Source organism: Pseudoduganella ginsengisoli (assembly GCF_009720865.1).
Lineage (GTDB): Bacteria > Pseudomonadota > Gammaproteobacteria > Burkholderiales > Burkholderiaceae_D > Rugamonas > Rugamonas ginsengisoli.
The window spans coordinates 21,889-46,193 of the sequence record NZ_WNLA01000030.1; the positions used below are offsets into that span (position 1 = coordinate 21,889).

The window sequence follows — 24,305 nt, forward strand, 5'->3', positions numbered from 1 at the left end:
TTATAGCGGGCAACGCAGGCATCCACGGCATGCTGGGCCATTGACGCTCAGCCCAGTTCAAACGTCGTGATGCCATACGTCCGCGCCAGGTCCAGCACCGGCGCGGCGCCCGTATACATGCGCGCAGTTTCAAAACACGGCTGCATGCCGTAACTGCGGGCCAGCGCCATGGCTTCCCGGTTCGGTTCCGGCACATCCAGGTAAATGGGGCTGCCGGCCGGTACATGCAGCAATAACGCGTCGAACAGCGCGTGCGCTTGCGCCGGCGTATCCGCAAACAGGGGCCCCACCTTGTAGCCGGTGCGGCATGGCCGCAGCACCGCGTAACCCGCCAGCCGCCCTGCCGCGGCAATGCCCAGCGCCACACTGCCCGGCTGCGTGATCCAGTGCTGCACGAAGATGCTGCGGTCGCCGGCAAAAAATGGCCGGTCGTAGCGCACCACTTCAGTGGCGCTGACCGATGCCAGCGGCACCACGCCGCCATGCGCGCCGTGCATGCCGGGTCCGCCAGAGTCTCCAGCCATACCGCGTCCCGTCCCTTCGAAACGCACGTTCCGGTGCGCCAGTACAAAGCCGGACTTCGCATAATTGCCCTGCTGCGCCGGCACGCCATCCAGGCCCACCGTGCGCCCCGCCAATTGCGCCATGCCTGCGTTCCAGATGGCCATGCCATGGCCTTGCCCCCTGAATCGCGGCAGGGCGATGTAGCCGCCGATAAAGCCAAACCGTTCGCCATAGCGCACGGCAAAAATACTGGCGGCAGGGACGCCATCCACCAGCGCCAGCAAATAGCCGCCCGGATCGGCCGCATAAAAACTGTCCGCATCGTGCAGGCCGGGATTCCAGCCCTCCGCGGCAGCCCAGTCCAGCACCATGCCCAGTTGCGCTTTGGTCATCACACATATATCCATGGCCGTCTCCTGTTTATCCAGCACGCTACGGCGCGGACACCCCGCTGTCAATTGTTGCCCGAAGTCCACAGCCAGCTTGTCACGACGCCCGGCAAGCCGCACACTGAATCCACTTTCCTCATGCCACCATGACCAAGCTACGCCGCCTTGCGCTCACCCTGCTGCTGACCTGTTGCGGCGGCGTCCATGCCGAGCCGCAGCTCGACCACGTCCGCATGCAGCTGCGCTGGATGCACCAGTTCCAGTTTGCCGGCTATTACGCGGCCGTCCAGCAAGGCTATTACCGTGAAGCGGGCCTGGATGTGGAACTCATCCCCGGCAATAACGTGGCGCCCGCCATTACACGGGTATTGAAGGGGGAAGCGGATTTCGGCGTCACCAATGCGGGCCTGGCGCAAGCGTACGTCGAAGGCAAGCCGGTGGTGGCGCTGGCGGCTATCTTGCAGTCATCGCCCAGCGTGTGGATCACCCGGGGCGACTTGACGCGTCCCGCCGACCTGGTGGGCAAGCGCCTGATGACGCTGCCATCGCCTGAAAATGCCGAATTGCTGGCCGTGTTCCTGTATGAAGGCATTCCGCTGGAACAGTTGAACCTGCAAATGACCAGCTACCGTATCGATGACCTGGTCGAGGGCAAGACCGATGCCTTCAATGCGTACATCAGCAATGAACCGGACCAGTTGCGCAGGCGTGGCATTCCATACAACGTTATCAGCCCGCGCCAGTATGGCGTGGACTTTTACAGTGAAGTGCTGTTCACCAGCCAGGAACAAATCCGCGAGCATCCGGAGCGTGTGCGCGCCTTCCGCGCCGCTACGTTAAAGGGCTGGCAATATGCACTGGACCATCAGGACGAAATCGTCAAACTGATCCACGAAAAATATGCACCGGAATTATCGGAAGACCACTTGCGGTACGAAGCGCAGGAAATGGCCAAGCTGGCATTGCCGACACTGGTGCCGCTGGGTCATATGAACCCGGGCCGCTGGCAGCATATTGCGGAAACCTACCGCAAGCTGGGCCTCGTCCAACGCACGGTGCCGCTGGACGGTATGATTTACGACCCGGAACCGCCGCGCGCCGACCTGCGCCCGCTGTATTACACGCTGGCCGGCATCAGCGTGCTGTTGCTGGCGGCCGCGGGGCTGGCCATGACGTATCACCGCCTGTACCGCCAGTTGCAGCGTACGACGGCGGAACGGGAAGCGGCGCTGCGAGAAGTGCGGCGCCTCGCGCATTACGACCCGCTCACCAGCTTGCCAAACCGCCTGCTGCTCGATGAATTGATGCAGCAGGCGCTGGCCAGTGCGCGCCGCCAGCGCCAGCACGTGGCCGTCTGCTTTATCGACCTCGATGGCTTCAAGCCCATCAACGATGCCTTGGGCCACGCGGCAGGCGACCACGTGCTGCAAGAAATTGCGTCGCGGCTGCGTCAGTCGCTGCGCAACAGCGATGTCGTGGCGCGCTGGGGCGGCGATGAATTCGTCGCCGTGTTGCCGGATACGTCGGAGCTGGCCGCCGTGGAATGCATGGCGCAAGTGCGGCAGCGGCTCGTGCAGTCATTGCGGCTGTCCGGACACGAATACCACGTCAACGCCAGCGTCGGCATCGCCATGTATCCGGCCCACAGTGAAAACCGCGCGGAATTATTGGAACTGGCCGACCAGGCCATGTATTGCGCCAAGACGCAGGGAAAAGGCCGGACGTGCATCGCCTCCCGCCCCGGCGCGTGAGGTAAAAAAAAACCGCTCCGTGTGACGGGAGCGGCTTTTGCATGGCGGGGCAAGCCCCGCCTTACGCGATCAGATGCAATCAGAAGCGGTAGTTCAGCGACGCTGCGAAGGTGCGGCCCAGCTGGCTGAATTGCGAACCGTCGTAGGTCATCATCGAGTAACGGCCGTTGAAGGTGATCAGGTTGCGCTGATTCTGGATCGGGGTCAGGCCGGTGATCGCATCCTTCTTCTTGTCGTCGATGATGGCCTGGCCAGCCGAATTCAACGCGTTGAATTCCCACACTGGCGTCACGTTCAAGATGTTGTTGATGTTGAACGACAGCGTGGTGTTCTTGGTCAGGTTGTAGTTCATCGCGAAGTCGGTCACCGCGCGGGTCTTGAACTTGACTTCCAGGTTGGTGTCCATGCCGGCATTACGGAAGCGGGTCGGGCCGAATACCGTATTGTTCAACGAGAAGTTCATGTTCTGGTAGTCGAGGTCCGCACCGATGATGGTCTTGAACTTCGGACGCGACGTGAACATCAGCGCTTCCTGGGTGGCGTCCAGTACGGACTGCTTAGCGCTGGCAATCGGGCTCGGATTGTTCACAGCACCATCGCGCTCATTCTTCAGCGAGTAGTTACCGGACAGGTTCAAGGTCATCTTGCCGCCCAGCGCAGGAATATTCTTGCGCGACACCACGTAATCAATACCTTCGGTGATACTGTCCAGCGCATTGACGAAGAAACTGACCGATACCAGACCGGCCGGCACCATCACTTGATCAAGCGAGCTGGCGGCATAGCACTTCTTGTAGGCGTCGCTGCCATCGTTCTTACCGCAGATTGGCGTAATTTCCTTGCCCAAGATGATGCGGTCCTTGACCTTGATATGATAGTAGTCGACCGTCACGGACGTATCGCTGTCCGGCTTCAGGCCCAGGCCCAAGGTGATGTTGTCGGATTTTTCCGCCTTCAGCTTAGGCACTTGCAGTGCTGCCGCTTGCGATGACACGTTATTCACCAGACCCGACACCTGGATGCCCGAACCCGGCACGAACGAGTACTGTGCTTTTTGCGTGAAGGTCTGCGCCAGCGATGGTGCGCGGAAGCCGGTCGATGCCGATGCGCGCAGGGTCACGACATCGGACACCTTGTAGCGGGTCGAACCTTTCCACACGAATGCACTGCCGAAGTCCGTGTACTTCTCGTAGCGGCCGGTGCCGTCGATCAGCCATTGCTTGGTGATGTCCCACGTTGCGCCGCCGTACACGCCATAGTTCGAGCGCGACGATGGGAACGAGTTTTCCGGCGCATTGCCTGCGAACGAGTCGGCGCCGCCCTTGATATACGACGCTTCCTCGCCAGCCAGCACTTCATACTTCTCGTGGCGCATTTCCGTACCGGCGTACACGGACACGTCCGGCGCCACCTGTTTCGAGATATCGCCGTTCAGCACAAAGTGCTGGAACTTCACGCCGCCGGCATAGAACTCGGTTGGCGATTGGACTTTGCTGGCGCCGGAAGCGAAGTCGGCGGCCATGCCACGGTTGACGGAATTGCCGACGTGGTACTTCTGCTGGTTGCCGCCATAGGTCAGGCTGACGTCGGTGTTCCAGCCATTCAAGTCCATCTTCACGCCACCGGTGGCGTTGTAGTCATCCAGCGTACCGATAAAGGTCGGCACATAGCCGATGTAAGGCTCGCCTGCCTTGTGCAGCAAGCCATAGTCGGTTGGACGCCAGTATGGGGTACGGTAGTTCGCGTAGCTGTCCACGTCCTTGCGCACATACGCTGCATTGCCATAGATGCTGATGCCTTCGCCAATGTCATAGCGGGAGTTGACCAGACCTTTGTAGGCATTGGTCTTCGGCGAACCGTTGATGTTGCCGGCATCCGGATGCGCGGTCAGGAATGGCAGAACCTTGTTCTTGTAGAAGTCGTAGTAGACATTTGCTGCATTCGGAGCATTCTCTGGGCTCAGGTAATCGCTAAAGTCCGCCGCTTCGCCGTTGGCGATCACGGTGCCGGGACGATTGGACAGACCGACAGTGGAAACATCCACGGTGAAGTTGACGAAGCCCTGGTCGCCCAGCGCCACGCCCTGGTTCAGCGACAGGCCGCCCATCTTGCCGTCATGCTTGTGCGTGATGCCGGTACGCGCCGTGACGGAACCGCCTTCGGCATTGTCTTTCAGGATGATGTTGACGACACCGGCAATGGCGTCGGAACCGTATTGTGCGGAGGCGCCGTCGCGCAGCACTTCGATACGCTTGATGGCGTCGGCTGGGATGGCGGAAATGTCGGCGCCGCTTTCACCACGGCCTGGCGACGTTTGCGTGTAGATCAGCGAGCTGGCGTTCTTGCGCTTGCCGTTGATCAGGACCAGCACGCGGCTCGGGCCCATGTTACGGATTTCATACGGGTCCAGCAGCGACGTCGCATCGTTGACTGGCGTTTGTACGGTATTGAAGGAAGGCACCCGGAACTGCATCGACTTGTCGAGGGACACCTGGCCAGTCTTGGTCAGCTCGCGCGCGCCCAGGATATCGACCGGCACTGGCGTGTCGATCATGGTGCGCTGGGAACCGCGGCTACCGGTGGAAACAATGACGACCTTCTGGACGTCTTCCTGCGGCGCAGTCGATGCCGATGGATCGATCGACTGGGGCGCCGCAGCATCGCCGGATTGGGCGAATGCGACTTGGCTGGCGCACAGCATCATTACTGCAAGTGGAATACTTTTGATCTTCATCATGTACTTATCTCTCTTCTATTGACGACGGCTGGTCCGGGCACTTCCTTGCATGCAAGCCAAGAAAATATATGCAATCCGTCTATACATCCATGCTTTAAGCTGATGGGTGAATAAAAAACAACACTTTCGTGCAATTTTGTTACGTACGGCAGATTTTTATTAACAAAGCAAGTGGTATTAGCGCCACACCCAGCCTAACGTTGGTGGTTTCACAACGCAAACAGAGAAAAAGATTGTTTGTCTTGAACAGCGGTAATACGGGTGCTACAACAAATGAACGGATGCAATAAATCTGTCCGCACAAAAATAGCGACCAATACAGGGAGGATAGCGATGCTTTCGAGAAAGATATCCCGTATTTCCACCATTTCCGTTGTCGTGCTACTCGCGTCCTGCGGCAGTTCTGACAATCCCTCCACCCCTACTACCACCACGCCATCCACGACGACGACGACGACAACCACCACCTCGGCCGCCTCGGTGGTTGCAGGTTCTGTCGTCAAAGGGAATGTGGCAAACGCCACGGTCACCATCAAGAATGCCGCCACCGGCGCGACACTGGGCACCGGCACCACGGATGCCAACGGCGCTTATTCAGTCAACATCACGTTCACGGGCGACGTCGTGGTGGAAGCCAGCGGCGGCACGTACACGGATGAGGCGACCAACCAGCCGGCCCAACTGTCGACACCGCTGCGCGCCGTGATTGCAGTCGCCCCCGGCAATTCCACCGCCATGGTGACGCCGCTGACCACCATGGCGTATGCGAACGCGTTTTCCAGCGCCGGCACGGCCATCACTGCCGCCGCGTTCAATACGCAGGCGGCCAATGTGGCCAAGCTGTTCAAGTTGAATGGCAGCCTGACGTCGACCATGCCGACCGTCACCGGCGCCAACATCAACGATTATGGCCGCGCACTGGCCGGCTTGTCGAAATACCTGCAAGCCAACAGCGCCACGCTGGCCAGCGTGACGGCAGCCGCATTCAACAGCGACCAGTGGGCCAAGTTCGTCAGCGCGTATAACAATGCCTACGTGGCGATGTTCCCCAACATTTCGTTCAGCCTGGACGGCTCGGCCTTCAACATCAGCGGCACTGGTATTGGCGGCGGCACCGGCAGCTGCGGTATCGCCGTACAGGGCTCCGTCTCGGCCAACGGGTTGACCGTGCCCGTCAACTTCAACTACTGCATCACCGGCATCGCAGCCGGTTCCTGCGGCGCCGGCAACGCGTCGATTTCGCAGGCGCTGGCAGGACAATCCGGACTGGCAGGCGGCGTGAATTTGACGTACCAGTATTCGGCGACTTGCGCGCCGGGCGCCATCACCATCAACTTGAAGTAACGTAATACCTCAGGCGCCGTCCGATGCGGACGGCGCCCTCCCGCGTCATTTGTAGCTACGCGTCTCGAACAGGTAATCCCCGCCTGCCGTATGACCCGCCGATACAGCCGCGCCATACTGCGGCACTTGGGGATACGCTGCCGTCACCTGCTCGCGGGTGGCGTCAAACACGCGGACACCCGGCTCCACCTGGCCTACCTTCTTAATGCTTTGCATCAGGCTCCAGGCAAAGATCGAATGCCCTTCGACGCCTTCGTCCGACACCGGTTCTTCGCCGCCGGACGACATCACCGTTACCGAGCGCTTCGCCAAAATGGATGACGCATCGCCACTGGCCGCCACTTTTTGTTCGCGGCTGAAGGTGCCCGAATAGCAGCTGTCCGATACCAGCATCACTTGCTTGGCCGGGATATTGGCCAGCAGTTTCGACACGTCCGCATTCGACATCCAGTTGGCCGGGCTGCTGACTGTGCCATCCGATGGAATCCAGTAGCCTTGCGACTGGCCTTTCGCCACCGGACGCAGGTAGCCATGGCCCGCGTAATACACGACCAGGCTGTCGTTGGGATCGAGCTCGCGCGCCACACCCTGCAGCGCCGCCACGATATCGGCCTTGGTGGCGTTGCGCAGCACCCGCGTTTCGTAACCCATCGACGTTTCCAGCTGGCGCGCTACCGCATCGGCATCGGGCACCGCCGTATCGAGCTGCGGAATGCGTTTGTCGGCGTACTCGTTGATGCCGATGACAATCGCCACCTTGCGTTCGATTTGCGGCAGGTAGGCGGCAACCGGTTTGCGCACCAGCGGCCGCGACGTCGGCCATTCCATGCGCGCCTGCGCAAAGCTCGGCATGCACGTGTTGCTGACAGTGCCGCCGCAGGCCGGCAAGTCGGCCGCGCGGCCATTTTGTTCCAGCACTTTCAACGCATCCTTGAACAGCAAGCCTTTGTATTCATGGCGCAGCGCTGCCAGTTGCGCCAGCTGGCTGGCCGTCATCGACGCATTGGCGCCCGCGACGAACGCTTTCACGGCGCGGTCGCGGCGTGCCGCGTCGCGGCGCGCCACCTCTGCCATACCTTCGTCGGCCTTGCGCTGCTTGGCCTCCGCTGCCTGCGCCTTGGCGTTCGCAGCAGCCTGGCTGGTTTCGGCCCGCTTAGTTTCCGCTGCCACCAGTTTTTCCGCCGCGTCCTTGCCGCCTTGCGCCGACCGCCCCGCTGCGCCTTTGCCACCCAGCGCTTCTTCCTGGCGGGCACGGGCCAGGGCGCGCTGCACGCGCATTTCATCGCGGCGCGCCGCTGCCATGGCCAGTGCCGCCTGGGCTTGCGCCTGGCGGGCATCGGCTTGCGCCTTGCTTTGTTCTGAAGCGAAGTGCAAATCATCGGCGATGGATTTGCGGACGTCGCTTTCCGCCGTGCGCTGCGTGGCTTCAATGCGTTTGTCGTCGGCCAGCCGCTGGGCCACCGCACGGGCAGCGGGATCTTTCGCTTCACGGGCGCGCAGCAGCGCTTCCGTGTGGGCGGCGCTGGCAAGCTTGGCTTCCGCCGCGGCTTCCTTGGCGCCAGCGTCATACACAGCCGATTCCGCCTGCGTACGGCGCGCGCCTGCTTCGCTGCCCTGCGCGCCCAATTCGGCGCGTTTGGCGCGGGCGTCGGCGAGTTTCGCTTCCGCACCGGCGCGGGCCGCTTCGGCTGTCGCCAGGCGCAATTGCGCCTGGGTTTTCAACGCAGGGGTGGTAGCGGCGCTCAGCGCGGCGCGGGCTTCGCGGGCGTCCGCTTCTGCGGCGCGCAAATCGCCTTCCGCCGCACCGACTGCCGCGGTGGCGCGCGTCGCCTGCGCTTCCGTCTTCGCCGCAGCGGCGGCAAGGCGCTTGGCTTCCGCCGCTTCCTTTTGCGCAGCCAGCGCAGCCTTGCGGGCGGCTTCCTGGCTGGCTTTGACGACGGCGGTGGCTTCTTTGGCTTCGCGTTTCAAGTCTGCCGTCGATTTCCTGTCTTCGGCAGCCTTGGCCTCTTCCTTCTCACGCGCGGCGACACGCGGACCCTGTACCTTGGGCGCAGCGGCAGGCGCCGCCTGCGCCGCCGGTGTTTCCGTCTTCGCTTGCGCCAGCGATGCGGACAGCGGCGTTTCATCGACCCCGCCAGTCAGCTTCACGTCAATCACCACTGGAGCGACCGCACTGGTCGGCGTGGCGGCGGCAACGGGCGGTGTCACGCACAGTGCCGGGTTGGACGTGCAGGCCGTCTGCGCGATGACTTCATCCGCATGGGTTTCCACGATCGGCGAGTTATCCGGCAAAATGAAGCGGAAGTTTTGCGCATTGCTGCTGTCGTAAGCTGCCGTCGTCCATTGGTAGCCGTGCGACGCCAGCGCGCTGTAAGTCAGCGTGTTTTCACTGGATCCCACCTGGGCCGCGGCTTTGGGGCCGAGGACGGCAATCCAGCTGCCATTCGGCGTATTGATGCCTGCGTTGTCGCCCACCTCAACTGCATCGCTGGCATAGATTTCCGCAACCAGCGGCTTTGCTCCGAGCGCGCGCCAGCCGGGGCCATTGATGGTGCCGCCGCTGTAGCTGCCGACCAGCTGTGCATCCTGGGTGGAACCGGTGACATTGATGGTTCCTTCCAGCGTAAAGCTCTTGCTGGACGAAGCAAAGGTCGACGTGGTGACGCTGTCTGCCGTGCCAATGGTGACGCCGGCCGATCCGGCTGCCGGCAGCGCATCGGCGCCCGTCACACCGGTGGTGATGCCCGCTTGCGATGCCCCCGCATCGATGCGGGTGGCGCCGGCAATGTTGGCGGTAAGCTTGCCGCCGTTAGTCAACGCAATCCCGGCAGGGGAACTGATCCCGCTGCCGCCATGGATGACCAGGTTGCCGCCGACTTTCAAGTCGACATTGCCCCGTGCGGTAATCCCGGCCATCGAACCGAAGTCGGGCCAGTATGCCTTGGCAGGATCGGTGGGCGCCACGAAGGCTTTGTTGCTGGTGCCGCCATTCATGACCAGGTCGCTGGTCACGTTGACGATGCTGTTGCCATTGCCCGTCGCCAGCAGCGCGCCGCCCCGCTCGCTGGCGCCGCCACCGCCGTTGAGGGTAATGGATTTCGCATTGATGGTCTTTAACCCGTTGGCGGCCTGTGCCGACGTACTGGCGTCAAAGGCCCCGATCGCCGCCACGTTGCCGGCGTTGGCGCCATCGGCGGCGTTGTAATAGCCGCCGCTGCCGCCCGTCATCGAGATGACAGGGTAATTGGCGGCGCCGCCGGAACTGGTGATGGTTTGCGTGGCGCCATTGTCCATATTGCCGATCAACAGCGCGGTATTGTCGCTGCCGCGCGTGCCCCCGGTCAGCGTCAGCGTACCGCCGGACACGAAGTCCACCACCTGGCTGCTGCCTTGACTGTAGATCATGGCGCTGTTGGAACTGAGTTTGCAGCCGTTGCAGTAGTCGGACTGTTGTCCGGTTGCCGGCAGCGTATCGCCGGTCCCGCCCTGCAGAGTCAGGGAGCCGCCGCCTTTGATGGTGATGGACTGCGTGCCGCCGCCCGCGCCTTTATAAATCCCGGCCGAGCTGCGCAAACCGCCGCCGCCCGTCAGCGCGATGCGGTTGGCGCTGATGGCCTGGTCTGCGGTGTTGCCGCCGCTGATGTAGGCACTGGTGTTGGTTCCCGTCCCGCCGCCGACCAGCGTGATGCTGTCCGCGGCAATGGTCTGGCTGCGATTGGTGATCAGACCGGCAAATGCATTGTTCCCCGCCCCGCCCGTGACTTGCAGCGCGCCAGTCAATTCCACGCTTTGCGCGCCGGTGCCGCCGCTAGTATTCCCATTCTGCACATAGGCGGCAGTCTGGCCGGCCGCCAGCGTCATCGAACCGCCTTTGATGGCCTGCGCGCCATAGTTCAGGATCAGCGCATTGGTAGCGGAATTGGCAGCAGTGTCGCTGCTGCCGGCCAGCTTGAGGGCGCCTGTAGTAATACGCTGCGTGGAGGGCGTCAAGTCCTGATAGCCTGCGGCAACGTGCGCCCAGTTGCCCGTGCCATTGCCGGCAGCCACTGTCAGGCCGGTGGTGGCATTGATGTCTTGCGTCACCCGCGTGCCATTGGCATGCAGGCCCGCAATATTGTCGCTGCCGCCCTGGCCACCCTGCATGGTGATGGTGCCGGCCGTGACTTTCTGCACCGTGTCGGTACCGCCGGTCATGGAAACGTTAGCGTGGTTGGATGTGCCGCCCGAACCACCGGTAATGGCAATGGTTGCCGCCGCAATGGTCTCGTTGCCGGCGCTGCCAATGGTCGCACTGTTGCCGGTGCCGCCTGCGCCGGCTGTGAGGTTAAACGCATTCGCTACTGTGACGTTCATGGCGGCGCCGCTGTTCAAATTGGCGCTGTTGCCGCTGCCCGTCGCGCCGCCCGCCATGGCAATCGACCCGGCATTGATGGTGAGACTGGCCGATGACGATACGTTGGCGCCGTTATTGGTGCCGGCGCCGCCTGTCAGGTTCAGCGCGCCATTGACGGTGACCGTCACATCTTTGGACGCGTTGATGGAAGCGCTGGTACCCGATCCCGCCGAACCGCCTTGCAGTGAAATCGAATCCGCCGTCACACTGGACGTGCCGCTGCCGCCGATGCGCGCTTCCGCGCCGTTATTGGAACCCGCCTTCATCGTCAGCGCATTCTTCACGACGATGACCTGGTTGCCGTCGGTGCCGATCGTGCCGCCGGCATTCACACCGGCGCCGCCCGTGAGCGCAATGGAGTCGGCATTGACGCGCTGTTCGCCATTGCCGCCTATCATGGCATTCTGGTCGGTACCGCCGGCCCCGCCCGTCAAAGTAATCGTGCCGGCATTGATGGTTTGTTTGCTCACATTCGCGCCGCTCGTGTCATTGAGCCACAAGTGAGACCAATTGCCGCTGGTATTCCCCCCACCGCCGGTCATGGACAGGTTATTCGCCGTGACGGTTTGCGTGATGCCCGTGCCATTCGTGTGGAAAGCCGTAAAGTTGTCCGTGCCGCCGCCGCTCAGCATGGTAATGGACGGCGCCGTGATGCGCTGAGTGACGTTGGCGCCATCCATGCCGATATACGCGGCATTCCCCTTGCCTGCAGCACCGGCTTGCAGCACAAGCGAGCCCGCCGTGAGGTTGATGGTCTGGTTGGACGCGCTGTAAATGTACGCTTCGCTGCCCAGAGTGCCGGCCCCTGCGGTCAGGGCCAGGTTTCCAGCCACATTGATAGTCTGGCCGCCGGCATTACTGTCGATGCTCGCATACGGGGCGGAACCCGTGGTGGCCGTACCGCTGTCGCCGCCCGTCAGCGCGATCGACTTCGCGGTCACACTTTGCGCCCCGGTCGAATCAATGGTCGCGTAGTTGCCGCCACCACCACCACCACCGGTGATCTTGATGGCGCCTGCCGTGATGGTCTGCGTGGTCGCGGAATCGGTAGCGCCGCCCTGGCTCTTGATAATGCCGAAATTACGCACGCCGCCGGCGCCGCCATTGATATTCAGGGCGGAAGTGGCGGTAATGTCCTGTACTGAATTGTCGCCGCTGTTGATGATGACGGCGCGGCTGTCGGTTCCCGCTGCGCCGCCGCTCACGGTAATCGAGTCCGCTTTAATGGTCTGCTTCGCGCCCGTCGCGTTATTGCTGATGATGGCCCATCCTGCCTCGCCCGCCTGCAGCGTGACATCCGTTGCAGTAATGGTTTGGCTGCCCTTCGCATTGATTTCCACCTGGCCGCCCGATGTACCGGCGGCGTTGCCGGCACGCAAGGTCAATTGGCCGGCATTGATGGTTTGCGCCCCGTCCGAGAACAAGGCCGCCTGGCGTGAACTGCTGCTGCCGCCGGCCAGCAGCAATTGGCCGGTGGTAGAGAGCGACTGGGTCCCGGTGGCCGATGTCATGCGCAGCGCAGCAAAGGCGCCACCGCGGTTGGCCAGCAAAATGTTGCCGGTACTGAGCAGGGTCTGGCTTGCATTCGACGTCAAGTCGCCGCCGATGGCGATGGTGCCGGTCAAGTTGGCGCCGCTGGTATCCGCTAGCGTAGTCGTCCCGTAGGCACTGGACGCATCCAGCACCAGGCCCACGGCCCGCGTATTGATCGTGCTGCCGTTGCCGACTTCGATATACGGCGCCTTTACTGTCATCGTGACGCCGGACGGTATCGTCGGGGCGACAGCGGCATTGCCGCCGCTCGGCAGGAACGTGATGAAATCCGTCGCCTGCAAGGTGCCGCCCGTCGACACGAGGATATTACCCAGCTGGTTAAAGCTGGTGGCGCCCGCCGCAGCCGCGCCCGTGCACTCGCTGGAACTGCTTGCGTAAAAGCAGAATACGGCCGGATCCAGCAGCCAGTTACCCGTCAAGCCTTTCGGCGCCAGCGTATTGACATAGCCCTTGTCAAACGACAGCACCTTGCCCGACGTTTCCACCTGCCCGCCATTGCCGCCCTGCGCGCCGCCGCGCGCAAAAATACTGCCCGCGAAATCTGTTTTATCGTTGGACCACACGACGACTTTACCGCCATCGCCGTTGCCCGTCGCGCTGGCGTCGATCTGCGCGCCCGCAGCCACAGTGGCGGTGCGCGCATTGGCGACTGCAGGATTGGCCCCTTTAAAGTCGCCGCCCACCAGCACCGTGCCGCCGCCCTGCGCACCAGACGCATCGATGCGCGCGCTGCCGCCCAACGCCACACTATCGCCCAATACCTGTACCGAGCCGCCCTGCCCTGCCGTGCCGGCGGCGCTGATGGCGCCGGTCACCGTGGCGGCGTCTGTCGCCTTCAATACGATATTGCCGCGTGCATCGACTGCCGCGCTGTCGGCGCGCGCAATGCCCTGGTGGTCCACCAGCGCGCCATACATATCGATGCTGCCGCCCTGCGCATTGACTTCACCCAGGTTCAGCGCCTTGTTGCCATTGGCCTTCAATGTCACGGACAATCCCGGCGTGCCGGCATCGGCCAGGCTGATGGACTGCCCCGCCGCCAGCAAGATGCGGCCGCCCGGCGCCGTGATCACGCCGCTGTTGGTAACGTCGCCGCCCAGCAGGAACACGCTGCCGCCCAGCGGCGTCGTGATGCGTCCCTGGTTGTTCAGCAAGCCGCCACCGCCATTGAACGCCATGCGGCCCGCAAGGAAGTCCGCGTCGGACAAGTTCAATGTCGACGCAATCAATCCCGCCACATCGACCTGTGCATTGGGCCCGAACAGGATACCGTTCGGGTTCACCAGCACGACTTTCCCGTTTGATTGCAGCAAGCCGAACAGCTGGCTGGGGTCATTGCCCGTCACCCGGTTCAGCACGACCGATTGCGGGTTTTGCTGGATAAAGCGCAGCAATTCGCCATTGGCGGTATTGAACTGGCGCCAGTCGATGATGGTGTTGGGCGCATTGGTGACGGTGTACACGTTGCCATTGATGGCAAACGTGGCGGTCCCGGCGCGCACCACTGGATCGACAGGTGCAGCGTCCGCCGACAAAGGCAACAGCAAGACAGATAACAGCGTGGCGCCCGAAGCGGCCAGGTAGGCAGCGCGGATCTGGGCAGTCAGGCAGGCAAGGCGTGGCATGGGAGGTCCCCCGAAATACAAATCAGAACGAATAAGTGAAGTTCACGTGCGCAAAGGCGTCATGGCGGTCGCGCGCCGACGGCGTGCCCGCCGTCACGGCAGTCTGCGCAAAGCCGACATCGCAGCGCAGCGCCACATCTTTGCCAAAGCCATAGCGCACGCCCGTGCCAATGCTGCTCAAGTGCTTCGCCGCCGGCGGCGTGCCGTCCGTGTTGTGCACGTAGCCCGCGTCATAAAAGGCCAGCGCGCGCAAGGTGTGCCGTCCAGGCTGGCCGCCTGCCAGTTCCGGCGTGTACAGCTCCAGGCTGCCCGTGACGCCCTTGTCGCCGGCCGCCGTGCGCTCATCGTAGCCGCGCACGGACGCGGCGCCGCCGATGCCAAATTGTTCGCTGGGGATCAGTGCATCGCTGCTGGCCTGGCCATTGATGGTGGCGCGCCACTGCCAGTCGCCGGCCGACATGCCAACGAATGCGCTGCCGCGCAACGCCTGCCAGCTGCGCGGACGCGCACCATACTCCGTTGCGCCGCCATGGCTGCCGCCAGGGATATTGCGGTAATAGCCAAGGCTGGCGCCGGCCTGGAAGCGGGCGCCGACTGCCTGGCCCAGATACGTGACGCTGACCGGCACGCTGGTAATGGTACCGCAGCGGTCCAGTGCGATGGACCCGATGCGGCAACTGTTATTGAAGTCCTTGTAATCGACGCCATACACGAGCTTTTGCCGGTAATCGCCACGGCTGGGCAGCGCCTGGTTCAGCCGCAGGCCCGCATACACGCCTTTGCCGCTGAAGAACAGCGGTCCGGCAATCGACGTGGTGTCGCTCTTGCTGTCCGAGTACGCTGCTATCACGTCAAGCGACAGCCGCTGCTGGTAAAACGGTATGCGGTAGGCCGCCGTCAGGCTGGAACCTTTACCTGGATGTTCGAGACCGGCCATCGCCTGCAGGTTCAGCACGTGGTCGCGGTCAAACATGTTGGCATGCTGGTAGCCCAGCGCCACCCTGCCCCGGCCGGTGGCGCGCGAACCGGCATTGTCCAAGGCAACGCTGGTTTTGCTGACCTTGTCTTCGGCCACGTCGATGCGCGCATCGACCTCCCCCGGCGCCGCGCCGGGCGAGAAATTCACCGACACTTGCCGCGCCGGGTTATCGTTGGCCAGCAGCACGGCCGCCGCCACTGCATTGGTATTCGGGTACGTCCCTTCCCGCAACGGCGGCAAGCTGGCCCGTACATTCTGTTCCGAATACGCCTTCTGTCCGGCCACGGCGACTTTGGCCACCTTGCCTTCCACAACGCGCAACTTCACGGCGCCGCCCACCAGCTCCTGGGCCGGTGCATAGACTTGCACGATCGGATACCCCGCTTGCGCGTAGGCTTCCCGAATGGCCGCCGAAGCGGCGTTGACCCCGTCCATGCCTTTTCCGGCGCCGGCAAAAGGCGCCGCCACCGCCTGCAGGCGGGCGGCATCGACCAGGGTCGCGCCTTCTATGTTGAAAGTAGCAATATCAAATGCGGGGGATTGTGCCAGCGCAGTCTGGCAAGCGAAAACTACCGGAAGTAAACCGGCCATGCGGGACATCGTCATCAAGCTTCTCCCAAGCTATCCCAAGTTGCTCACAAGCTAGCATTGGGGAAATATCATGTAAATACGATATAGGTGTTTCGCGGTCCGACCGGATGGAAACACCACCCGGCCGGGGACGTTTGTTGTAGACATACATCAATCCCGTCACACCGCAAGCTTGCTGCAGCTCAACCCAACGTTACTGCAATTCATCGCAAATTTGACAATTCTCTCCACGTCCTCCCCTACAATCGTGACATCAAATTACATAAGGACTTTCGCCATGCGCCGTTTCCTGATTCTCGCCGCCGCCTCCGCCACGGCCGCCGCCGCCCTTTCCGCCCCGGCCCGCGCCGACGAAAAGCAGGTGCGCGCCGTGCAGCCATTCACGGCCATCGACAGCCGCGGCCCGCTCAGCATCACGGTGGAAGGAGGCAAAGCGCAAACGCTGACCGTCTCTGGCAATGCCGAGTTTGTATCGCGCGTGGCCACGGAAGTGGTCAACGGCGAATTGAAAATCTATCTGAAAGACAAAGGCCCGCTGACATTGAAGGGCGAACCGCGCATCACGATCACCATGCCGACACTGGTGAAATTCATTGGCGAAGGCGCCGGTGAAACCATCTTGAAAAACATCAATGGCGAGCGGCTCGACGTCAGCTACCAGGGCGCGGGCAGCTTCACGGCCAGCGGCAAAGTGGCGCTGCTGCGCATGCGCGCCGAGGGTGTGGGCGAAGTCAATACCAAGGGACTGGAGGCCGAACGCGCCGACGTGAACTTCAATGGCCTGGGCAGCGTCAAAGTCACGGCCAAGGATACGTTGAATGCCGTCGTCAATGGCATGGGCAGCTTAAATTACTATGGCAAGCCGCGCACCGTGAACAAGACGGTCAATGGCATCGGCAGCGTCAACGCAGGCGATTAACTGCTGCGGATGGCATTTCCAGTGAGTTTCAGCTTATCCTATACAGGAATGTGCTGATTTATTTCGATGCGGACTTGCAGCGGCAAGTCTTGCAGCGTTTTGCGCGCTTGCCGCACGTTGATGGTTTCCTCGTGCCGGGACCGCAGGACGGCTTGAATTTGATCGCACAAGAGCAGGGTTCTGACCCTTATCGGGCCGGCAGCCACATTTGCCGGCATGGGAGATCGCATGGCTGACACGTTCAACGTCCTTATTGCGGACGACAATCCAGGCAACCGCGCCACCTTGCGCGCGTTGCTGTCGCGCCTGCCTGCATGTACCGTGGTGGAAGCTGGTTCAGGCGAAGCGGCCTTGCTGAAAACCGTGGAAACATCGATTCATTTGATCTTGCTGGACATGCATATGCCCGGCATGGATGGCTTTGAAACGGCGCGCCGTTTGCAAATGACGGAGCGCACCCGCACGATCCCTGTCGTCTTCATCACGGCCGGGTACAGAGCCGACGAATTTGCCGCGCATGGCTATGCGATGGGCGCCGCTGATTACCTGGTCAAACCGATAGAAGACAACCTGCTGCTGAACCGGGTGCGTCAATACCAGCACTTGCACGAACGTGAATTGACGCTGGAGCGCTGTACCAGCGGCCTGGAAGCGTCGAACGTGGAATTGCGCCAGGCGCTGGAACGGCTGCACATGGCGCAGGACAAGCTGGTGCAGTCGGAAAAGCTGGCGGCGCTGGGCGCCATTGTCGCTGCCGTCGCGCATGAATTGAATACGCCGATCGGCAATTGCATGACGGTGGCGTCCACGCTGGACGACAAGATCGTGGAATTTGAACGGGCGCTGGCCGATGGCAGCGGCGTCAAACGGTCGCAATTGCAGGATTACCTGGCCGTTTCCCGTACGGCGACGCAATTAATGCTGCGGGGCCTGGGCCGCACGGCCGACCTGGTCGACAGTTTCAAGCAGGTGGCGGTGGACCACACCAGCTCACAGCGCCGCCGCTTCGACTTGAAGCAAAATATCGACAGCATCGTGGCGCTGATGTACGCCGGCTTGCGCAAGACGCCATACCGGATCACGATGGATATTCCGGAAGGGATCGGCATGGAAAGCTATCCCGGCCCCATTGACCAGATCATTTCCAATTTGATCAACAACTCCGTCGTGCATGGCTTTGCAGGCCGCAGCCATGGCGAAATCCTGATACGTGCAGAAACAGAGGGCGAATACGTGCGCCTGATGCACAGCGACGATGGCTGCGGCATGAGCGACGACGTGCGCCAGCAAGTATTCGATCCATTCTTCACGACGCGCCTCGGCAAAGGAAGCAGCGGCCTGGGCATGAATATCTGCTACAACCTAGTGACGGGACTGCTGGGCGGCAGCATCGAAGTGCGCAATAACGCCGGCTGCGGCAGCCTGTTCGTCGTGCAGCTGCCGAAAGTGGCGCCGGCGATGGCCGCCGCGGCGCCACTGGTGCACGCTTAGTGCAGCAAACCCGGTAACTTACTTCTTCTTTTTCGCGCTGGCTGGCGCTTGCGGCGCTGCCGCTGCATTGAGCGATGCGGGCGTCGTGCCCCCCTGTACGCCCAGCGCGCCGCCCGTCCCCAGCCCGCCCTGCACCTCCTGCGCCTTGTAATTGCGCACGGCTTTCACCAGCTGGTTGTACGAATCCATGAACGACGCCACGAGGATTTTGCCTTCCGGCGTTTTCGAATAGCCGCTGGCGCCCGCAAAGCCGCCCGAGAACAGGCCGCCGAACATGTTGAAGTCATAGTTTTTCGCGCTGCCCTCCGCTGCCGCCAGCTGCACGCCGGAACGGTTATCCACCATCAGCAATGTGGTTGACGCTTCATTGGCTTTCATGCCGCCCGCCACCATGCCGGCCACGCTGCCAATCAGGCCAAACCCGCCCAGCGCGCCGGAAATGCCTTGCGTGCCCTTTTGGCTGAACGTGATCGATGGCGTCATCGTGTAGTCTGCCGCCACCATCTGCCCTTTGCCGAAGTTGCTGTTGGCGCGCATTTCACCGCTTTCCGCCAGCGCGCGCTCTTCGCGCATATTGTTCATGGCGGCGCCGCGCTCGATGACGACGAAGCAATTCGATTGCTGGATCATCAGGCGCAGCACGGGGACAGTGGAACCCAGCTTGTATTGCGACAGGTGCTGGTACCACGGCGCGGAGGCATCTTCATGCACGGTCAAGGTACCCAGCGAGCGGTCGCACTTTTCCAGCTGCGAATTGGCGTTGGCGGCAGTCTCGCCGCCGGCGGAACCGGTAGCGACCGTGCTGGCGCCGCCCAGGGTTGGCGTGGTGCCGGCGCAACCGGACAGGATGGCAGTGGCGGCAGCAATGGCGAGTAAATGCGTACGATTGGTCATGTTCATAAAATTATCAATGGGAAATAATGGCAATTATTTCACATTGTTTTAATGAAAATGTTTTTTTGACATTCAATCGTGCGCGGGGTAGGAATCAGGCCCCGTGCGGGGAAAAGCGGCTGCGGTATTGGCCCGGACTGATGCCCAGGTGGCGCTGGAAGGCGCGCCGCAAATTCTGTTCATCCACATAGCCATTGCGGGCGGCAATGCTTTTCAGGGGCAGGCTGGTTTCTTCCAGGGCGCGCCGGGCCGCTTCCAGCCGCATGGTTTCCACCATCTTGCCAGGCGTGACACCCATTTGCGCACCATAGCTGCGGGCAAATGTGCGGGGCGCCATGCCGGCCTGCGCAGCCAGCCGCTCCACCGTCAATTCTTCATGCAAATGCGCGGCCATCCACGCATGCAGCTCGGCAAAGCGGCCGCCGGATTTTTCCTGCGCAGCCAGCGGCGCGGAAAATTGCGACTGGCCGCCGGATCGCTTCATATACACGACCATCTGGCGCGCCGCCGTAATGGCGACGCGGTGGCCATAATCTTCTTCAATCAAGGCCAGCGCCAGGTCGATGCCGGCGCTGACGCCGGCCGACGTCCATACGTTGCCGTCGCGCACAAAAATGCGTTCCGCATCGACTTGCACGCGCGGGTGCAACTGTTGCAGCTTGCCGGTCCAGGCCCAGTGCGTGGCCGCCACGCGGCCATCGAGCTGCCCTGCCGCCGCCAGCACGAAGGCGCCTGTGCAAACGGAACACACGCGCCGCACGTCCGGCGCACGGCGCGCCACCCAGGCCGCCAATTGGGGCGGCGCATAGAATTCATCGCCCGCGCAGCCGCCTGCCGCTATGACGGTGTCGACTGCCACGCCATCGAGCGCAGACAGCGGCTGCGTCATCACGGGCAAGCCTGCGCTGGTGGTGATCAGCCCACCGGATGCCGACACCACCACCGTGTCATATAGCGCACGGCCGCTGCTGCGGTTAGCCGTGCACAGCGCCTGCAATGGACCGCTGAGGTCCAGCAAGTTCATATGGTCATAGGCGAGGATGGCGATGCACAGCGGTTTCATGGGCAAACACAGGCGAGTGGCGACGCCGTCAGTTTGCCATATGCCTGCGCAAACGCATCGACAGGCCGATCGGCGACATGACAAACGCCATCAGCTCTTCCGCTTCCTTGCCGTCAGGCGTCTCCACTGCTTCGATATCGTAGCGGCCCAGCAGCATCGCCATCGCTACTTTCATTTCCAGCAGCGCCAGATAGCGCCCCGGGCAAATGCGGGGGCCTGCGCCAAACGGCATCGCGACTTTGCGGTCAATGGCGTTCGGACCTTGGTCCAGCCAGCGCTGCGGATCGAATTGCGCGGCATGCCCGACATGGCTGTCCGCCATGCTGTGGTGGCGCAGCACGCACCACACGAGGGTACGGGCCGGTACGCGGATGCCTGCCACCGACGTATCGTGCATGGCTTCCACCGGCAAAAATGGCGCCACCGGCTTGATGCGCATGGATTCCTGCACGCACGCATTCAAGTATTCCAGCTTGTCCATCTGCTCCATCGTAAACGCCGCCGGATCCGGCGCGTGCTGCCGCACTTCCTCGCAGGCGCGGGCCAGCGCTTCCGGATGGCGCTGCAGCTGGTACAGCAGCCATGCAATGGAATTGGCCGTCGTATCTTCACCGGCCAGCAGCATGGTCATGACATTGCCCACCACGGCGGTATCGTCCACGCCGCTGCCGGGCTGCGACGCGGCGGCCAGCATGGCTTCCAGCAAATTGGCGGGATGCGCGGAGCGGTCCGGGTCTTGCGCCATGCACGTACGCGCCTTCGCAATCAAGTCCTGGATCGATTGCTTGACGGTCGCCACCGAATGTTCGAGGCGGCGGTCTTGCGGCAATTTAAACACGCGCCAGTAAGCGACAAACGACAGCGTGCGCCGCGCAATGGCGGGCAAAATCACGTCCAGGTGGCGCTGGATGACTTCTTCGCCGCCATTGATGGTGTCGACGTCCGTACCGAATGCCAGTCCCGCAATGATATCGACCGTGTAGCGTTTCAAATCATCGGACAGCACGATGGTGCGGCTGTCCGCGGCCGCCGCGTCCCAGCGCCGCTGCAAGCGCTGAGCGACTTTCACCAGCGATGGGAAATACGCCTTGATGCCTTGCGGCGAAAACGCGTGCATGACCATGCGGCGCTGGTTGCGCCAGTCTTGCCCTTCCGCGTCGAACAATCCAGGTACGCCGCCCATTTCCCGCATGATGCGCTCGGACAGCGCCGGGCGGCGGAACGTATCGGGCCGCTGTTTCAATACCTGGGCGACGGCTTCGTGGTCGGCCACGACCAGCGTCTGTTCCGGCCCCATGTACATCTGGAAAAAGTCGCCGTATTTGCGGCACCACGCTTCCACGTCCTGGTGCAGCCGCAACGGGCGGATTTGCAGCACGTTGCCGACCAGCGGCCAGGGGCGCGGCCCGGGCAGCGACTCGATGGTGCGCAGTGGAGAAGAAATTGTCGGCAGCGGCAAGGCCGTTGGCGTGCTGTCCATATCAAAAAATTATTATCAAATATTTATTTCCGCATAATAACTCGTGTTGGGCAATTCGTGCATGCTGTGCGAGCCAAAATCGCCGCGGGGCGTAACATCGTTGCATGGAACGCAAACTGCACCCCACGCTGGCACGCGCGGCCCGGATCACGTTGGCGGCCGCGTTGCTGCTGTGCTGCGCCAGCGCGGCACAGCCACCGGCAACGCCGGTTCCATCCATCACGGTGCCAAATACGCGCGATCCGGTCGACAAGTCGTACCGCAAAATGGTGCGGGGCATGGACCGCTACGCCCGCGACCGGGCGCTGGCGCCACAGTCCACGTTGCGTTTCCGCCTGCTGCCACGGCTGCCCACCGTCAGCCTCGATGGCGTGGCATTGAAAGTCATGGGCGACCATATCACCTTGCCAGTCGAGATCGCGCCCGACCACAGTTTTACGCTGGAGCGCAATGAACAGGCATGGCGTGAAGATGCGGCGCTGGTGGCCAACCGCAAGACCAGCAGCATGACGTGGCGCGCGCAAGTCATCAGCAGCGGGGTGCCGGAAGGCATGCGGCGCCTCGGCGATTTGCGGCTGGAATGCCTGGTGGGAATGGAGGCGGGGCTGATCTCCAACAATGCGCGGATGTTCGCGTGGCTATCCGACTTGCTGGCCGGGCCGGACCAGGTGTGCACGTCCGCCGACGGCAACTACCTGCAATTCACGGAGCGGCCGCTGTTTGGCGTGACGCTGCGCGCCGGGGACCGCGTGGCTGTGCTGCCGTTCCGGGCGCTGTACGCAGGCGGCACGCAGACACCGGCCACCTTGCCGTACTGCGATTGCCAGGTATTGCTGGACCGCAGCTATTACGCGCCCGTGTGGGACCGCAGCTGGCCCGATGAGACGCTGCTGGAATTTGACTATATGGATGAAGCGCCCGCCGCGCCACCCGAAGCGCCGCCCGACCGCAACGCCGTGCTGGCCCGGCTGGGGGCGCCGCTGAAAGCCATCACGTTCGACAGTGGCTATGAAGTGTGGCAATACCAGTACCCGCCTGCACGGCGTATGCCCGACCATCCCGACGGGACGCCGCAGATGGCGGAACTGGTGCTGCTGTTTGATGCCGAAGGCAAAACAGTCAAGGCGCGGCGGCGCGAACCGTGATGATTAAACGCCGCCGTTCGCCTGCGGACTGTATTTATCCGCCTGCACCTTGCCGCTCACGCCATGAGTGCGCACTTCCGGCGTGATCGGCAGCATATCCGCGTTCCACCTTTCCCACTGCTGCTTCAATTCCGCCAATTTATCCGGATAGCGGTTCGCCAAATTCGCCCGCTCGCGCTGGTCCACGGCAACGTCAAACAAGAACTCGTTGCCATTCAATTTCAGATACTTCCAGTTCCCCGCCCGCACGGCGCGCTGTTCATTGGCCTTGTAGCGCCAGAACAGCGTGCGCTCCACCGGCGCCTGTTCGCCCAACAGCACGGGCAGCAAATTCGCGCCATCCGGCTGGTAAGCGGGATCCGGCGCCGTGCCCGCTGCCGCCAGCAACGTCGGCAGCCAGTCCATGCTGATGGCCACCTGGCTGTTGACCTGCCCCGCCTTGATGCGCGCCGGCCAGCGCACGATACCCGGCACGCGGATGCCCCCTTCCAGCAATTCCGTCTTTTGCCCGGAGAATGGCCACGTTTTCGAAAAGCGTTCGCCGCCGTTATCGCTGGAGAACACGACGATCGTATTTTCCGCCAAGCCCTTTTTTTCCAGGGTTTTCAGCACACGGCCTATCGAAGCATCGAGCGCCACCACCATCTTGCCGTACGTGGCCAGGTCGCCGCCGTCATAGTGGAAGATACCGCCGCCGGCTGCCGTCAGCGAGCGGGAAACCGCTTCATCTCCCGGGCCTTCCCATGGCCAGTGCGGCGCCGTGTAATGCAGCGACAGGAAAAATGGCTGCGCCGCGCTTTGCTGTTTGACGAAGCTTGACGCGCGCTGGCCCAGCAAGTCCGTGTAATACCCTGCTTCACTGACCGGCACTTCCCCTTCATACAAGTCTTCTTTCACATCTGGCCCCACGCCCGGCTTGTGCGTGAAGTAGTCGATCGCACCACCATAATTGCCATAGAAGGAATCGTAGCCGCTTTTAAGGGGGCCGAATTTCGGCAGCGATCCCAAATGCCACTTGCCGATCAGCGCCGTCCGGTAGCCCGCTTTCTTCAACAGCGATGGCAGCGTCGGGTGCTCGGGCGGCAGGCCGATGGTGTCGGATGCGCCGGCGATCGGTTCTTCCAGCCCGCCCCGCAAGCGGTACTGGTAGCGGCCCGTGATCAGGCCGAAGCGCGTCGCCGAGCACACAGCGGAATTCGAGTATGCCTGCGTGAGGCGCAAGCCTTGCGCGGCCAGCTTGTCGAGGTTGGGCGTTTTGAAATCCGTCTGTCCATACACACTGAGGTCGCCGCAGCCCAGGTCATCGGCCAGGATGAAAAGGATATTGGGCGGGTTATGGGCAGCCTTTGCCAGTGCGGCCGGCGCCACGGCGGACGCCAGGCCCAGGGCAGACAAACCGTTGATGACGGTGCGGCGTTTTTGATTCACGTTGCTCATGGTGCGATC

Annotated in this window: 15 protein-coding genes; 6 read left to right on the forward strand and 9 right to left on the reverse strand. The window is 62.4% G+C overall.

Features of this window, described 5'->3' with window-relative positions; translation table 11 throughout:
* Positions 1–47 precede the first annotated feature (47 nt).
* Positions 48–911, reverse strand: coding sequence for a GNAT family N-acetyltransferase (locus GM668_RS27335; protein WP_229499982.1), 864 nt, complete (start codon positions 909–911; stop codon positions 48–50).
* Positions 912–1,039: 128 nt separating this feature from the next.
* On the opposite strand from GM668_RS27335, the gene GM668_RS27340 reads away from it, so the two are divergent.
* Positions 1,040–2,644: a GGDEF domain-containing protein gene (locus GM668_RS27340; protein ID WP_155442139.1), complete on the forward strand. Its 1,605-nt coding sequence runs from the start codon at positions 1,040–1,042 to the stop codon at positions 2,642–2,644.
* A 79-nt stretch (positions 2,645–2,723) separates the two neighbouring features.
* On the opposite strand, the gene GM668_RS27345 is transcribed toward GM668_RS27340, so the two are convergent.
* Both GM668_RS27345 and GM668_RS27350 read right to left on the reverse strand, forming a co-directional pair.
* On the reverse strand, positions 2,724–5,381 hold the full coding sequence (locus GM668_RS27345; RefSeq protein ID WP_229499984.1) for a TonB-dependent receptor plug domain-containing protein: 2,658 nt from the start codon (positions 5,379–5,381) through the stop codon (positions 2,724–2,726).
* Between the two features lie 209 nt (positions 5,382–5,590).
* Entirely contained in the window at positions 5,591–5,917 is a 327-nt protein-coding gene (locus GM668_RS27350) for a hypothetical protein (RefSeq protein WP_155442140.1), read from the reverse strand.
* Here GM668_RS27350 and GM668_RS27355 point away from each other — a divergent pair.
* Positions 5,892–6,725 carry a hypothetical protein gene (locus GM668_RS27355; RefSeq protein WP_155442141.1) on the forward strand — a complete coding sequence of 278 codons (834 nt, stop codon included), beginning with the start codon at positions 5,892–5,894 and terminating at the stop codon, positions 6,723–6,725. The two genes, GM668_RS27350 and GM668_RS27355, sit on opposite strands and share 26 nt — an antisense overlap.
* A gap of 45 nt (positions 6,726–6,770) precedes the next feature.
* On the opposite strand, the gene GM668_RS27360 is transcribed toward GM668_RS27355, so the two are convergent.
* Positions 6,771–14,297, reverse strand: a complete 7,527-nt coding sequence (locus GM668_RS27360; RefSeq protein WP_155442142.1) for a caspase family protein — start codon at positions 14,295–14,297, stop codon at positions 6,771–6,773.
* Between the two features lie 22 nt (positions 14,298–14,319).
* Positions 14,320–15,882, reverse strand: a complete 1,563-nt coding sequence (locus GM668_RS27365; RefSeq protein WP_155442143.1) for a ShlB/FhaC/HecB family hemolysin secretion/activation protein — start codon at positions 15,880–15,882, stop codon at positions 14,320–14,322.
* Positions 15,883–16,144: 262 nt separating this feature from the next.
* On the opposite strand from GM668_RS27365, the gene GM668_RS27370 reads away from it, so the two are divergent.
* The 3 genes from GM668_RS27370 to GM668_RS27380 are packed head-to-tail and all read left to right on the forward strand — an operon-like array spanning position 16,145 to position 18,277.
* The gene (locus GM668_RS27370; RefSeq protein ID WP_155442144.1) at positions 16,145–16,786 is read left to right on the forward strand and encodes a GIN domain-containing protein; all 642 of its coding nucleotides are present in this window, start codon (positions 16,145–16,147) and stop codon (positions 16,784–16,786) included.
* A 14-nt stretch (positions 16,787–16,800) separates the two neighbouring features.
* Positions 16,801–17,022: a CheR family methyltransferase gene (locus GM668_RS27375; RefSeq protein ID WP_170305873.1), complete on the forward strand. Its 222-nt coding sequence runs from the start codon at positions 16,801–16,803 to the stop codon at positions 17,020–17,022.
* Positions 17,015–18,277: a sensor histidine kinase gene (locus GM668_RS27380; RefSeq protein WP_170305870.1), complete on the forward strand. Its 1,263-nt coding sequence runs from the start codon at positions 17,015–17,017 to the stop codon at positions 18,275–18,277. The genes GM668_RS27375 and GM668_RS27380 overlap by 8 nt, the downstream gene beginning before the upstream one ends.
* An 18-nt stretch (positions 18,278–18,295) precedes the next feature.
* On the opposite strand, the gene GM668_RS27385 is transcribed toward GM668_RS27380, so the two are convergent.
* From GM668_RS27385 to GM668_RS27395, 3 genes are all read right to left on the reverse strand, one after another.
* A complete protein-coding gene (locus GM668_RS27385; RefSeq protein ID WP_211923462.1) occupies positions 18,296–19,177 on the reverse strand; it encodes a CsgG/HfaB family protein in 882 nt (293 codons plus the stop codon).
* Between the two features lie 88 nt (positions 19,178–19,265).
* Positions 19,266–20,225, reverse strand: a complete 960-nt coding sequence (locus GM668_RS27390; RefSeq protein ID WP_443094199.1) for a GlxA family transcriptional regulator — start codon at positions 20,223–20,225, stop codon at positions 19,266–19,268.
* Between the two features lie 37 nt (positions 20,226–20,262).
* Positions 20,263–21,714 carry a cytochrome P450 gene (locus GM668_RS27395; protein ID WP_155442147.1) on the reverse strand — a complete coding sequence of 484 codons (1,452 nt, stop codon included), beginning with the start codon at positions 21,712–21,714 and terminating at the stop codon, positions 20,263–20,265.
* A gap of 104 nt (positions 21,715–21,818) precedes the next feature.
* Between GM668_RS27395 and GM668_RS27400 the strand changes: the two genes are divergently transcribed.
* Positions 21,819–22,859: a hypothetical protein gene (locus GM668_RS27400; protein ID WP_229499987.1), complete on the forward strand. Its 1,041-nt coding sequence runs from the start codon at positions 21,819–21,821 to the stop codon at positions 22,857–22,859.
* A 3-nt stretch (positions 22,860–22,862) separates the two neighbouring features.
* Here the strand turns inward: GM668_RS27400 and GM668_RS27405 are convergent, their stop codons facing one another.
* On the reverse strand, positions 22,863–24,296 hold the full coding sequence (locus tag GM668_RS27405; RefSeq protein WP_155442148.1) for a sulfatase family protein: 1,434 nt from the start codon (positions 24,294–24,296) through the stop codon (positions 22,863–22,865).
* Positions 24,297–24,305: the final 9 nt, after the last annotated feature.